Here is a 12,836-nt window from a genome sequence, read left to right as displayed (position 1 = left end):
GTCAGCCACGGGCGGCCGCCACACCGCCCGGACCCACCCGCGCCGCCGCGGCCGCGCCGACAAGTCCCGCGTCGGTGCCCATCACCGCCGGGGCCACCTCGATCCGCCGGACGAAGGAGAGCGTGGCGTACTGGCGCAGGGCCCGGCGCAACGGCGCGAAGAGGATGTCGCCCGCACCGGCCACGCCCCCGCCGATCACCGCGATGTCGATCTCGACGAGCGTGGCGGTGGCGGCGATCCCGGCGGCCAGCGCCTGCGCGGCGCGCTCGAAGGAGGCAACCGCGACCGGGTCCCCCGCACGCGCCGCTACAGCCACCGCTGCGGCCGAGGCATCGCCGTCCGGTCCGGGCCGCCAGCCGGCCTCCAGCGCCCGGCGGGCGATGTTGGGACCACTGGCGATGCGCTCGACGCAGCCGCGCGAACCGCACGGGCAGGGGTCGCCGTCCAGATCCACGCAGACATGGCCGATGTGCCCCGCGTTGCCCGTGGGGCCGGGGTGGAGCTTGCCGCCGAGGACGAGCCCGCCGCCGACACCGGTCGACACGACCATGCAGAGCGCGTTGTCGTAGCCCCGGGCGGCGCCCAGCCAGTGCTCGGCGGCCGTCATCGCGACCCCGTCGCCGACCAGTTCGACGGGCAGCCCGCCGACCGCCTTGCCGACCCGTTCCACCAGCGGGAAGTCCCGCCAGCCGGGGACGTTGACCGGGCTGACCGTACCGGCCGAGGCGTCGACCGGACCCGCGCTGCCGATGCCGACCGCCGCCGCCCGCCCCCACAGCGGGGATCCGGACAGCTCGGCGAGCACCTCCGTCACGGCCCCCATCACCGACTCGGCGCTCTCGCGGGCGGGCGTCGGCCGCTGCGCCCGTGCGAGAAGCGCGCCGCCGCCGTCCACCAGCGCGGCGGCGATCTTGGTGCCGCCGATGTCCAGCGCGGCAACGAGGTCGGTATGCATCGGTGTGGCTCCGTGAGTAGAGGGCGGGGACCTGCGGCTTCTGGAAACAGTCTGCCCAGTCTCCATTCAGCTGACAACGTTGTCCAGGGCCTATGCTCGTCGGCACAGCCTCCGGCCGCCTCCGTGACACCTGCCACGGATCCGCCGGACCGCCCGCACCCGAGGACAGGACAGCGCACCGTGGCCGAGACCGCCCGTCACTCCGAGACCCGCTACGGCAACCGGCCGACCATGAAGGACGTGGCGGCCCGCGCCGGAGTGGGCCTCAAGACGGTCTCGCGCGTGGTCAACAGCGAGCCCGGGGTCACGCCCGACACCGAGCGCCGGGTCCAGGAGGCGATCGAGGCGCTCGGCTTCCGGCGCAACGACAGCGCGCGCGTCCTGCGCAAGGGCCGCACGGCCTCGATCGGCCTCGTCCTGGAGGACCTCGCGGACCCGTTCTACGGGCCGCTGAGCCGCGCCGTGGAAGAGGTCGCCCGCGCGCACGGCGCCCTGCTCATCAACGGGTCGAGCGCCGAGGACCCGGAGCGCGAGCAGGAGCTGGTGCTCGCGCTGTGCGCGCGCCGGGTGGACGGGCTGATCGTGATCCCCGCCGGTGACGACCACCGCTATCTGGAGCCGGAGATAAAGGCGGGCGTCGCCACCGTCTTCGTGGACCGCCCGGCGGGCCGGATCGACGCCGACATGGTCCTCTCCGACAGCTTCGGCGGCGCGTGCGAGGGGGTTGCCCATCTGATCGCGCACGGCCACCGCCGGATCGGCTTCATCGGTGACCAGCCGCGCATCCACACCGCGACCGAGCGGCTGCGCGGCTATCACGCGGCGATGTCGGACGCCGGGATCACCGTCGAGGACTCCTGGGTCTCGCTGGGCTCCACCGAGCCCGCGCGGGTCAGAGCGGCCGCCGAGGCGATGCTCACGGGCCCGGAGCCGGTGACGGCACTCTTCGCGGGCAACAACCGTGTGACGGTCACCGCGGTCCGCGTGCTGGCCGAGCAGGACCGCCGGGTCGCCCTGGTCGGCTTCGACGACATCGAGCTCGCCGATCTCCTCGGCATCACCGTCATCTCCCAGGACGCCGCGGCCGTGGGCCGGACGGCGGCCGAACACCTCTTCCGCCGCCTGGACGGCGCGGACCACGCCCCGGCACGGGTGGAGCTGCCGACGTCCCTCATCCCCCGCGGCTCCGGCGAACTGCCGCCCGCCTGAGAGGGACAAACCCGGGGGCCGCGTAAACCGATTGCCGGTTCCGTCGGCCGGTCATCAGGATGGCGCCGTGCCCGCCTTCACCGCGCCCGACGGAACCGAACTCGCCTACCACCTCAGGGGCGAGGGAGAGCCGCTGCTCGTGCTGCCCGGCGGCCCGATGCGCGCCTCCGCCTACCTCGGCGATCTCGGCGGGCTGTCGAGCCGGCGCCGGCTGATCATGCTCGATCCGAGGGGTACGGGTGACTCCGCCGTCCCCGCCGATCCGGCGACCTATCGCGTCGACCGGCAGGTCGCCGACGTGGAGGCGTTCCGCGAACACCTCGGGCTCGACCGGGTGGACGTGCTCGCGCACTCGGCGGGTGGCGATCTCGCGCTCCTCCACGCGGCCCGGCATCCGCGGCACGTCCGCAGCCTCGCGCTGATCACCGCCCGTGCGCGCGCCCTGGGTGTCGACTTCACCGAGGAAGACCGCCGCGAAGCCGTGGCCCTGCGCGCGGGAGAACCGTGGTTCGCGACCGCGTACAGGGCCTACGAAGCCGTCTGGGCGGGCGAAGCCACCGACGACGACTGGGACGCCATCGCCCCGTTCTTCTACGGCCGCTGGGACGGCGCCGCACGGGCACACGCCGCCACCGACGTCGAGCAGAGCAACTACGGGGCCGCCGACCGCTATGCGGCTCCCGGCGCCTTCGATCCCGCCGAAGCCCTCGACGCACTTGCCGGGTGGGATGCCCGGGTCCTGGTCCTCGCGGGCGAGCTGGACGGCGGGCCGCTGCCCCGGGTCGCGGCCACGATCGCGGGGTTGCTGCCCCATGCGCAGCCGGTCGTCCAGCCGGGCGCCGGTCACTTCCCGTGGCTCGACGACCCCCGGTGCTTCACGGGGATCGTCGAGACCTTTCTTCAGGGATGACGGTACGGGCGGGGCCTACGGGGCCGTCACCGTCAGTCCCCCGCGCCGCGGCGAGGCAAAGGCGTCCAGGTCGTCCCGCGTCAACCCGGTCAGCCGGGCGACCTCGGCGGTGTCCAGGGCGCCGCAGTCGATGCCGCGCAGCAGGTAGCCGCTGAGGGCCTTGGCGGTGGCGGGCTCGTCCATGACGTCGCCACCGGCCTTGGCCACGTACGCGGCGAGGCGGGCCGCGGCCTGCTCCAGGCCCTCGCGATAGAAGGTGTAGACGGCCGCGTAGCGGGTCGGCAGGTGGCCCGGGTGCATGTCCCAGCCCTGGTAGTAGGCGCGGGCGAGGGCGCGGCGGGTGAGGCCGTAGTGCAGCCGCCAGGCCTCGTGGACCTGGGGCGTGGGGCCGACCGGGAGGACGTTGGTGGAGCCGTCCGAGACCCGTACGCCGGTGCCGGCGGCGGCTACCTGCATGACGGCCTTGGCGTGGTCGGCGGCCGGGTGGTCGCTGGCCTGGTAGGCAGCGCTGACGCCGACGCAGGCGCTGTAGTCGAAGGTGCCGTAGTGCAGGCCGGTGGCCCGGCCCCGCGCCGCGTCGATCATGCGGGCGACGGCGGCGGTGCCGTCGGCGGCGAGGATGGACTGGCTCGTCTCGATCTGGATCTCGAAGCCGAGCCGCCCGGCGGGCAGCCCGTGCGCCTCCTCGAACGCTTCGAGCAGCCGGACGAAGGCCGTGACCTGCTCGGGGTACGTCACCTTGGGCAGCGTGAGGACCAGTCCGTCGGGAAGGCCGCCGGCCTGCATCAGACCGGTGAGGAAGACGTCCGTGGTGCGGATGCCCCGGTCGCGTACGGCAGCCTCCATGCACTTCATCCGGATGCCCATGTACGGGGCCGCCGTGCCGTTCGCGTACACCTCCGAGACCAGCCGGGCGGCACGGGCGGCGGACTCGTCCTCCTCCGCGTCGGGGCGGGGGCCGTAGCCGTCCTCGAAGTCGATGCGGAGGTCCTCGATCGGCTCGCGCTCCAGCTTGGCGCGCACCCGGTCGTGGACGGGCCCGGCGAGTTCGTCCGGGATGCCGAGGACGGCGGCGAACGAGGCGGCGTCGGGGGCGTGCTCGTCGAGCGCCTCCAGTGCCTGGTCGCCCCAGGAGCGGATGGTGCCCGCCACGAACGTGTCGCCGGGTACGTAGACCGTGTGGACCGGCTGGCGCGTACCCGGGTCCCCGGGGTAGCGGCGTGCCAGCTCGGCGTCGACCGCGGTGAGGGAAGCGCTGATCTCCTCGCTGACCGCACCTGCGAGGCTCGTTGCCACCTTCTCCTGCTGACCCATTTCCACACCTTCCACAGTCACGCTGTTTCCGCTTCCCGGAATCAACAATCCGTATAGTGAAGTTATAAGGCCGTCGGACCTGCGTCAATGGTGACCGGAAACGGTCCGGGGCCGTGTGGTGCGTGTGCACCACACGGCCCCGGACCGTCGGATGGGGGTGTTCCGGCCTGGCCGGGGGTCAGCCCTTGCGGGACTTGACCTCGTCGGTGAGCTGGGGAACGACCTGGAAGAGGTCGCCGACGACGCCGTAGTCCACGAGGTCGAAGATCGGGGCCTCGGCGTCCTTGTTGATCGCGACGATCGTCTTCGAGGTCTGCATCCCGGCCCGGTGCTGGATCGCACCCGAGATCCCCGACGCGATGTACAGCTGCGGGGACACGGACTTGCCGGTCTGGCCGACCTGGTTGGAATGCGGGTACCAGCCCGCGTCCACCGCCGCACGCGAGGCACCCACGGCCGCACCCAGCGAGTCCGCGAGCGCCTCGATCAGCGCGAAGTTCTCCGCACCGTTGACCCCACGGCCACCCGAGACCACGATCGCCGCCTCGGTCAGCTCCGGACGGCCCGTCGCCTCACGCGGCGTCCGCGCGGTCACCCGCGTCCCCGTCGCCAGCGCCGAGAACGACACCGCCAGCACCTCCGCCGCACCCGCCGCCGCGACCGGCTCGACCGGAGCCGAGTTCGGCTTCACCGTGATCACCGGCGTGCCCCGCGACACCCGCGACCGCGTGCTGAACGACGCCGCGAACGCCGACTGCGTGGCCACCGGACCCTGCTCACCGGCCTCCAGATCCACCGCATCGGTGATCAGACCCGAACCGATCCGCACCGCCAGACGCGCCGCGATCTCCTTGCCCTCCGCCGACGACGGCACCAGCACCGCCACCGGCGACACCGCCTCGTACGCCGCCTGCAAAGCATCCACCTTCGGCACCACGAGGTACTCGCCGAACTCGGCATCCTCCGCCGTCAGCACCCGCACCGCACCGTGCTCACCCAGCACCGCCGCCGTACCACCGGCACCCGCGCCCACCGCGAGCGCCACCGGCTCACCCAGACGACGCGCCAGCGTCAGCAACTCCAGCGTGGGCTTGCGAACCGCACCGTCCACGTGATCGACAAAAACCAGAACTTCAGCCATGGGACTTCAATCTCCTGCGAGTAACGAAGAAACAGGGGGAGCACAACAGGAACCACAACCCCAACCCGAAACCGAACAGACACCGGAACCGGAACCGGGGCCAGAGGCCGGGCGCCGGGGGCCAGGCGCCGGGGACCGGGGTCAGATGAACTTCTGGCCCGCCAGGAACTCCGCCAGCAGACGGCCGCCCTCGCCCTCGTCCTTCACGATCGTGCCCGCCGTCCGCGCCGGACGCTCCGCCGCCGAATCGACCACGCTCCAGGAACCCTCCAGACCCACCTCACCGGCCTCGATCCCCAGATCCTCCAGATCCCACGACTGGACCGGCTTCTTCTTCGCCGCCATGATCCCCTTGAACGACGGGTAACGCGCCTCACCCGACTGGTCCGTCACCGACACCACCGCCGGCAACGACGCCTCCACCCGCTCCGAGGCACTGTCACCGTCACGACGGCCCCGCACCACACCGTCCGCCACCGACACCTCGGACAGCAACGTCACCTGCGGCACACCCAGACGCTCCGCCAGCAACGCCGGGACCACACCCATCGTCCCGTCCGTCGACGCCATCCCCGAGACCACCAGGTCGTACCCGGCCTTCTCCACAGCCTTCGCCAGCACCAGCGACGTAGCCATCACATCACTGCCGTGCAGATCGTCGTCCTCGACATGAACCGCCTTGTCCGCACCCATCGACAACGCCTTGCGCAACGCGTCCTTGGCATCCTCCGGACCCACCGTCAACACGGTGACCTCAGCCTCGTCCGCCTCGTCCGCGATCTGCAACGCCTGCTCCACCGCGTACTCATCGAGCTCCGACAGCAGACCGTCCACATCCTCACGGTCCACCGTCAGGTCATCGGCGAAATGCCGGTCACCGGTGGCGTCGGGCACGTACTTCACACAGACAACGATCCTCAAGCTCACGCCGGCTCTCCTACTGCATCGTCATTTCCGGGCTGCCTTGTTGCACGCAGCATAGGCGCCTGATGGGGCGGTTTCCGGTCGGGGCGACCGACGCCTCGACCGGAAATATTACTAGCCAGTACACCCAGCGGCTCACCCATGAGCAAGCGCTCGGAACTGTGATATGCCCAACGTACGGCACCCCGTGCGGCGCCTGGGCGGAGTCAGTCCCGCAGCGCGTTGAAACGGCCCTGGTGATAGATCAGCGGACGGCCGCCTCCGGCCGGATCCCCGACCACGGCCTGTGCGATCACGATCCGGTGGTCCCCGGCCGGGACGCGGGCGACCACGCGGCAGACCAGCCACGCCAGTACGCCGTCGAGCACCGGCACTCCTTCGGGCCCACTGCGCCAATAGGTGGACGGGCCGAAGCGGTCGGCGCCGCTGCGGGCGAATGTGGCGGCCAGCTCCTGCTGGTGCTCGCCGAGTATGTGGACGCCGATGTGCTCGGCCTCGGCCAGGACCGGCCAGCTGGAGGACGCGGTGCCGACCCCGAAGGAGATCAGCGGTGGCTCGGCGGCCACGGAGTTGAGGGAGGTGGCGGTGAAGCCGACCGGGCGGTCACCTGCGGCGGTGATCACTGCCACGCCGGCGGCGTGTTGCCGGAAGACCGAGCGGAGCAGCTCGGGAGAGGCCGTGCGGGTGGTGCCGAGCTCGGGCGATGCCGTCATGGACATGTCCTTCTGCGGAAGTGGCGTACGGGGCCGTGGTTGCTCAGGCACCCGGACAGCGCGCACTCGCGTTGCGGGCGAGATCCACGTGGACCCGGCCGTAAAGAAGGACTTCCGGTGGCATAGCGTCAGACTGACGATGCATGGCCAGTGCAGTCAAGGCCGTTCCGCGATGTGGGAGATGTATCACTGTCCGTCACATCGCCTGTCCCAGAGCGGCGACCACGTCGACGGTGCGCGGCTGGCCGACGGCCCGTCGGACTATCCGGCCGGCCGCGTCGAGGACCAGCACGGTCGGCGTCCGGCTGATCTCCAGCTCCCGCACGAGGGTGAGATGCGCCTCGGCGTCGATCTCCACATGGGCCACGCCGTCCACCATGCGCGCCACCTCGGCGAGGGTCCGGCGGGTGGCCCGGCAGGGCTGACAGAACGCGCTGGAGAACTGCACGAGGGTGGCCCGCTCCCCCAGTTCGGCGCCGAGCCGGGCCGCGTCCAGCGGCTCTCCACACGTCTGCCCGTCCACCTTCGGCCTCCTGTCAGAGCTCATCGCAAGAGGTCAGCGCCACCGGCCCGCGAGACATTCCCGGAGGTTCCACGTGACGAGAATCTCGCGCCCCGAGCCCTCGGAGACTGGCCACCGCGTCGCGCATGGGGCACGATCGGCGCAATGCCGCAAACCTACGGCTGCGTAACTTCCGCCGGGAGAACCCTCCTCAGGCGCTGAAGAAGGGTCTTCCCCAGATGGCAGAACTCGTCTATCGGCCGGTCATCGGCGCCGCTCGTACGTTTTTCAAGGCGCTTGACCTGAAGATCGACACTCAGGGTTCCGAGCACATCCCGAAGACCGGTGGCGCGGTACTGGTGAGCAACCACATCAGCTATCTGGACTTCATCTTCACCGGGCTCGCGGCCCTGCCGCAGAAGCGGCTGGTCCGCTTCATGGCGAAGGAGTCGGTCTTCCGGCACAAGATCTCGGGACCGCTGATGCGCGGCATGAAGCACATCCCCGTCGACCGCAAGCAGGGCGAGGACGCGTATGCGCACGCGCTCGCCTCGCTGCGCGCCGGCGAGATCGTCGGTGTGTTCCCCGAGGCCACCATCTCGGAGTCGTTCACGCTGAAGAGCTTCAAGTCGGGCGCCGCCCGGCTGGCCCAGGAGGCCGGCGTACCGCTGATCCCGATGGCGCTGTGGGGGACGCAGCGCCTGTGGACCAAGGGCCGGCCGCGCAATCTCAAGCGCAACCACGTGCCGGTGACGATCCGGGTCGGCGAGCCCGTGGAGGCACCCGCCGACCAGTACGCGGGCGCGATCACGCGGCGGCTGCGGGAGCGGGTCCAGGAGCTCCTGGAGGCGGCCCAGCGCGCCTATCCCGTGCGCCCGAAGGACGCGAGCGACACCTGGTGGGTCCCCGCCCACCTCGGCGGTACGGCCCCGACCCCCGCCGAGGTGCGGGAGAGGAGCTGACACGGCCGAAACGTCACTCCGGGGAGCGGGCGTCGACCCGCTGCCCGGAGTGACGCCTTTCCGGCTCGGTGTGCCATGTCGCCGGCTCGGCGCGTCGTTTCGCCGGCTCAGAGCGCCGTGGGAAGAGTGCGCCACAGCTGCGGGCGGTCTTCGGCGGACCGCAGGCCGTGCAGCACCGCCGGATGCGGGGCCGCGTACAGGAGCGGGTAATCCACCTCGCCGGTCCTGGGCCGGACGGGCCAGGCCAGCCGCTCCTCGTCGAGCGAGAACTGCGCGTCGACGCCGGGCTTGTTGCCGCGGGCGTCCTGGCGGTACCAGCGGTCACGGCCGGGCAGCCGGATCGCGATCAGCCCGTGCACGGGACCGGGCTCCCCGTTGTCGTCAGCGAGGGCCTGGTAGCAGAGAGCGGTCGGGATGCCCGCCGCGCGCAGGAGGGCGGCCAGGGCGTGGGACTTGGAGTGGCAGATGCCGTTCCGCGTAGCGAGGACGTCGGAGGCTCGCCAGGTGACCCGCATGTCGCCGGAATCGGCGGAGTGCGGAATGGTGTCGCGCACAAAGGCGTAGGCGGCGGACGCGTATGCATATGCGTCGATGGTGTCGCCACGGAGCTCGGCGACCTTCTCCCGCACCAGCGGATGCTCGTGGTCGATGGCCTCGTCGGCCGCCAGGTAGGCGGAGAGTTCAGGGACCTGCTGGATCAGTTCCATGGGCGCCGAGCGTAGATGTGCGGCCGACCGAGAGTCAATGACTTTCCGGTCGACCGCATATCTATCCAGTCACTATCAATTTTTGGCTACTTCGCCATCTCTTCCTTCAGGGCGAGGACGAACGCGTCGACGTCGTCCTCCCTCGTGTCGAAGGCGCACATCCAGCGGACATCGCCGGCCGCCTCGTCCCAGAAGTAGAAGCGGAAGCGCTTCTGCAGCCGCTCGCTCACCTCGTGGGGCAGCCGGGCGAAGACGGCGTTGGCCTGGACGGGGTGGAGGATCTCCACCCCGTCCACCGTCCGCACGCCCTCGGCGAGCCGCTGGGCCATCGCGTTGGCGTGCCGGGCGTTGCGCAGCCAGAGGTCCCCGGCGAGCAGCGCCTCCAGCTGCACGGAGACGAAGCGCATCTTCGACGCGAGCTGCATGGACAGCTTGCGCAGGTGCTTCATGGCGCGGACGGCGTCCGGGTTCAGGACGACCACGGCCTCGCCGAAGATCGCCCCGTTCTTCGTACCGCCGAAGGACAGCACATCGACGCCGACGGTGTTGGTGAACGTACGCATCGGCACGTCCAGCGACGCCGCGGCGTTGGCTATCCGGGCCCCGTCCAGATGGACCTTCATGCCGTGTCCGTGGGCGTGGTCGCAGATGGCGCGGATCTCGTCGGGTGTGTAGACCGTGCCCAGCTCGGTGTTCTGGGCGATCGAGACGACCTGCGGCATGGCACGGTGCTCGTCGTCCCAGCCGTATGCCTGCCGGTCGATGAGCTCGGGGGTGAGCTTGCCGTCCGGGGTGGGCACGGTGAGCAGCTTGAGGCCGCCCACCCGCTCCGGGGCGCCGCCCTCGTCCACGTTGATGTGGGCGGACTCGGCGCAGATCACCGCGCCCCAGCGGTCGGTCATCGCCTGGAGGGAGACGACGTTGGCGCCGGTGCCGTTGAAGACCGGGAAGGCTTCGGCGGTGGGGCCGAAGTGGCTGTGCATGACGCGCTGGAGGTGCTCGGTGTACTCGTCCTCGCCGTAGGCGATCTGGTGACCGCCGTTGGCGAGGGCGAGGGCCGCGAGGATCTCCGGGTGGGTGCCCGCGTAGTTGTCGCTGGCGAAACCGCGGATCTGCGGGTCGTGGTGGCGCCGCGCGTCGGTCCTTACGGTTGTGGGGTCAGCCACAGGCGCTTTCCGTTCACTTCCGGGGCGGGCCGGTCCCAGACGCCGGCGATGGCATCGGCCAGCTCCTTGACGTCGGTGAAGCCCGCGAACTTCGCATTGGGGCGCTCGGCGCGCATCGCGTCGTGCACCAGTGCCTTGACGACCAGGATCGCAGCCGCGGTCCTGGGCCCTTCGTCGCCCCCCGCCTTGCGGAACGCGTCCGCGAGCGCGAGCGTCCAGGCCTCGGCCGCCGCCTTCGACGCGGCGTAGGCGGCGTTTCCAGCGGTGGGCTTGGACGCCCCGGCCGCGCTGATCAGCACATAGCGGCCACGGTCGCTGCGCTGGAGACCGTCCTGGAAGGCCAGCGAGGTGTGCTGGACCGTACGGATCAGCAGCTTCTCCAGCAGGTTCCAGTCGGCGAGGTCGGTCTCGGCGAAGCTCGGGCTGCCGCGCCAGCCGCCGACGAGGTGGACCAGGCCGTCGATCCGGCCGAATTCCTTCTCGGTCTTGTCCGCCCATTCACGGGCGGCACCGAGGTCCAGCAGATCGACCGTGTCGCCGGTGACGGTGGCGCCGCCATGGGCGTAGCGCGCGGCGTCGACCGCCTCGGCCAGGCGGGCGGCGTCCGCGTCGGAGGCGACGACCGTCGCACCGGCCTCGGCGAGCCTCATCAGTGTGGCCCGCCCGGCCGGGCCCGCGGCCCCGGCCACCGCGACCACGGCGCCTTCGAGAGCACCGCTCCCGTTGCCCCTGCCGTTTCCGTTCATGGCCACCGCCTCCTCAGACCCGGCGCTCACGCGGCTGCCCGCTCGGCATCCGCGGCGGTGATCCCCTTGGTCGAGGCGATCACGTTCTTCAGCTTCTTGGAAAGCGCCTCATAGAACATGCTCAGGGGAAACTCGTCAGGAAGCACATCGTCCACGAGCTTACGGGGCGGCTGCGACAGGTCCAGCGCGTCCGGGCCCTTGGCCCAGCGGGAGCCCGGGTGCGGGGCGAGGTAGGTCGAGACCAGGTCGTACGCGGCGAACCAGTGGACCAGCTTGGGGCGGTCGATGCCGTCGCGGTAGAGCTTCTCGATCTCGGCGCAGAGCTGGTTGGTGATCTGCGGGGCGCGGTCCCAGTCGATCTTCAGCGTGTTGTCGGTCCAGCGGACCACGTCGTGCTTGTGGAGGTACGCGAAGAGCAGCTGGCCGCCGAGACCGTCGTAGTTGCGGACGCGCTCGCCGGTTACGGGGAAGCGGAACATCCGGTCGAAGAGGACGGCGTACTGGACGTCACGGCCGTGCGGGTTGCCCTCGGCCTCCAGCTTCACGGCCTCCTTGAAGGCGGTGAGGTCGCAGCGCAGCTCCTCCAGGCCGTACATCCAGAACGGCTGGCGCTGCTTGATCATGAAGGGGTCGAAGGGCAGGTCGCCGTGGCTGTGGGTGCGGTCGTGGACCATGTCCCACAGGACGAACGCCTGCTCGCAGCGCTGCTGGTCGGCGACCATCTCCCGGATGTCGTCGGGCAGCTCGACGCCGAGCAGCTCGACCGAGGCCTCGGTGACCCGGCGGAAGCGGGCCGCCTCGCGGTCGCAGAAGATGCCGCCCCAGCTGAAGCGCTCGGGGGCCTCGCGCACGGCGATGGTCTCCGGGAAGAGCACGGCGGAGTTGGTGTCGTAGCCCGAGGTGAAGTCCTCGAAGGTGATGCCGCAGAACAGCGGGTTGTCGTAGCGGGTGGCTTCGAGCTCGGCCAGCCACTCGGGCCAGACCATCCGCAGCACGACCGCTTCGAGGTTGCGGTCCGGGTTGCCGTTCTGTGTGTACATCGCGAAGACGGCCAGGTGCTGCAGACCGTCGGTGCGGTTCTTGGCCGGCTGGAAGGCGAGCAGCGAGTCCAGGAAGTCCGGTACGCCGAAGCCGTCCGCGGCCCAGCGGCGCAGGTCCGCGGCGAGGGCGCGGTGGTACGCGGCGTCGTGCGGCAGCAGCGGGGAGAGCTCCTCGACCGCGGCGATCACACGGTCCAGCGTCGACCGTGCGGCCTCGGGGGACGGCGCACCCTCGGCCTCGAAGTCGATGGAACCGTCCTTCGACTGCCAGGGGCGGATCTCCTCCACGGCATTCTTGAGTGCGGGCCAGGCGGGATGATCGACCACCCTCTGATCCGTTGCTATGCCGCCCGCAGCAGCGTCCTGCACAAGAATTTCCGTCATAACACTTCCTCCACAGGAGAACCTCGCGTTAAGCAACCGTATCCATGTGCGGTTCCTTGAGACAAGTGGGGTCCTGAAAATTATCCTGCCGCCCCCCATGGTCACCGCGATTCTTCCTGCGCGGAACGTTCTCGGCGACTACTTCCGTCGGCCGGACGCGCAT

Annotated in this window: 13 protein-coding genes; 3 read left to right on the top strand and 10 right to left on the bottom strand. The window is 70.7% G+C overall.

The window, feature by feature from the left end:
• Nucleotide 1: 1 nt before the first annotated feature.
• Nucleotides 2–955, bottom strand: a complete 954-nt coding sequence (locus OG842_RS35285; RefSeq protein ID WP_266735039.1) for an ROK family protein — start codon at nucleotides 953–955, stop codon at nucleotides 2–4.
• 180 nt (nucleotides 956–1,135) lie between these two features.
• On the opposite strand from OG842_RS35285, the gene OG842_RS35280 reads away from it, so the two are divergent.
• Together OG842_RS35280 and OG842_RS35275 are read left to right on the top strand one after the other, a co-directional pair.
• Complete coding sequence (locus OG842_RS35280) at nucleotides 1,136–2,164, top strand: LacI family DNA-binding transcriptional regulator (RefSeq protein ID WP_266735041.1); 1,029 nt, start codon at nucleotides 1,136–1,138, stop codon at nucleotides 2,162–2,164.
• Between the two features lie 67 nt (nucleotides 2,165–2,231).
• Entirely contained in the window at nucleotides 2,232–3,074 is an 843-nt protein-coding gene (locus tag OG842_RS35275; protein WP_266735043.1) for an alpha/beta fold hydrolase, read from the top strand.
• Nucleotides 3,075–3,089: 15 nt separating this feature from the next.
• Here OG842_RS35275 and OG842_RS35270 read toward each other — a convergent pair whose 3' ends face one another.
• The 5 genes from OG842_RS35270 to OG842_RS35250 all read right to left on the bottom strand — a co-directional run bounded on the left by OG842_RS35270 (nucleotide 3,090) and on the right by OG842_RS35250 (nucleotide 7,713).
• Nucleotides 3,090–4,388, bottom strand: a complete 1,299-nt coding sequence (locus tag OG842_RS35270) for a DUF6986 family protein (RefSeq protein ID WP_266735045.1) — start codon at nucleotides 4,386–4,388, stop codon at nucleotides 3,090–3,092.
• 178 nt (nucleotides 4,389–4,566) lie between these two features.
• Nucleotides 4,567–5,529, bottom strand: a complete 963-nt coding sequence (locus OG842_RS35265) for an electron transfer flavoprotein subunit alpha/FixB family protein (protein WP_266728490.1) — start codon at nucleotides 5,527–5,529, stop codon at nucleotides 4,567–4,569.
• A gap of 141 nt (nucleotides 5,530–5,670) precedes the next feature.
• Entirely contained in the window at nucleotides 5,671–6,456 is a 786-nt protein-coding gene (locus tag OG842_RS35260; protein WP_266728488.1) for an electron transfer flavoprotein subunit beta/FixA family protein, read from the bottom strand.
• A gap of 203 nt (nucleotides 6,457–6,659) precedes the next feature.
• Nucleotides 6,660–7,166: a flavin reductase family protein gene (locus OG842_RS35255; protein ID WP_266735047.1), complete on the bottom strand. Its 507-nt coding sequence runs from the start codon at nucleotides 7,164–7,166 to the stop codon at nucleotides 6,660–6,662.
• Between the two features lie 196 nt (nucleotides 7,167–7,362).
• A complete protein-coding gene (locus tag OG842_RS35250; protein WP_443064024.1) occupies nucleotides 7,363–7,713 on the bottom strand; it encodes a TlpA family protein disulfide reductase in 351 nt (116 codons plus the stop codon).
• Between the two features lie 194 nt (nucleotides 7,714–7,907).
• Between OG842_RS35250 and OG842_RS35245 the strand changes: the two genes are divergently transcribed.
• On the top strand, nucleotides 7,908–8,630 hold the full coding sequence (locus tag OG842_RS35245) for a lysophospholipid acyltransferase family protein (protein ID WP_266735051.1): 723 nt from the start codon (nucleotides 7,908–7,910) through the stop codon (nucleotides 8,628–8,630).
• Between the two features lie 107 nt (nucleotides 8,631–8,737).
• Here the strand turns inward: OG842_RS35245 and OG842_RS35240 are convergent, their stop codons facing one another.
• From OG842_RS35240 to OG842_RS35225, 4 genes are all read right to left on the bottom strand, one after another.
• Nucleotides 8,738–9,337 (bottom strand): transglutaminase domain-containing protein, encoded by a 600-nt coding sequence (locus tag OG842_RS35240; protein ID WP_266735053.1) that lies wholly within the window; start codon nucleotides 9,335–9,337, stop codon nucleotides 8,738–8,740.
• 86 nt (nucleotides 9,338–9,423) lie between these two features.
• Nucleotides 9,424–10,503, bottom strand: a complete 1,080-nt coding sequence (locus OG842_RS35235; protein ID WP_266735054.1) for a threonine aldolase family protein — start codon at nucleotides 10,501–10,503, stop codon at nucleotides 9,424–9,426.
• Nucleotides 10,482–11,249, bottom strand: a complete 768-nt coding sequence (locus OG842_RS35230) for an SDR family NAD(P)-dependent oxidoreductase (protein ID WP_266735056.1) — start codon at nucleotides 11,247–11,249, stop codon at nucleotides 10,482–10,484. Before OG842_RS35230 ends, OG842_RS35235 begins: the two co-directional genes overlap by 22 nt.
• A 26-nt stretch (nucleotides 11,250–11,275) precedes the next feature.
• Nucleotides 11,276–12,673, bottom strand: coding sequence for a DUF6421 family protein (locus OG842_RS35225; RefSeq protein WP_266735058.1), 1,398 nt, complete (start codon nucleotides 12,671–12,673; stop codon nucleotides 11,276–11,278).
• Nucleotides 12,674–12,836 lie beyond the last annotated feature (163 nt).

The sequence above is a fragment of the Streptomyces sp. NBC_00376 genome, assembly GCF_036077095.1.
Taxonomy (GTDB): domain Bacteria; phylum Actinomycetota; class Actinomycetes; order Streptomycetales; family Streptomycetaceae; genus Streptomyces.
Note: the sequence above shows the minus strand (reverse complement) of the source record. Positions and strands in the feature narration are given on the sequence as shown.

Bases quoted from the DNA above. Each gene is read 5' to 3' on its own strand.
- OG842_RS35240 (WP_266735053.1), bottom strand. From the start codon at position 9,337: ATGGAACTGATCCAGCAGGTCCCTGAACTCTCCGCCTACCTGGCGGCC.
- OG842_RS35250 (WP_443064024.1), bottom strand. From the start codon at position 7,713: ATGAGCTCTGACAGGAGGCCGAAGGTGGACGGGCAGACGTGTGGAGAG.
- OG842_RS35230 (WP_266735056.1), bottom strand. From the start codon at position 11,249: ATGAACGGAAACGGCAGGGGCAACGGGAGCGGTGCTCTCGAAGGCGCC.
- OG842_RS35285 (WP_266735039.1), bottom strand. From the start codon at position 955: ATGCATACCGACCTCGTTGCCGCGCTGGACATCGGCGGCACCAAGATC.
- OG842_RS35265 (WP_266728490.1), bottom strand. From the start codon at position 5,529: ATGGCTGAAGTTCTGGTTTTTGTCGATCACGTGGACGGTGCGGTTCGC.
- OG842_RS35255 (WP_266735047.1), bottom strand. From the start codon at position 7,166: ATGACGGCATCGCCCGAGCTCGGCACCACCCGCACGGCCTCTCCCGAG.
- OG842_RS35270 (WP_266735045.1), bottom strand. From the start codon at position 4,388: ATGGGTCAGCAGGAGAAGGTGGCAACGAGCCTCGCAGGTGCGGTCAGC.
- OG842_RS35225 (WP_266735058.1), bottom strand. From the start codon at position 12,673: ATGACGGAAATTCTTGTGCAGGACGCTGCTGCGGGCGGCATAGCAACG.
- OG842_RS35245 (WP_266735051.1), top strand. From the start codon at position 7,908: ATGGCAGAACTCGTCTATCGGCCGGTCATCGGCGCCGCTCGTACGTTT.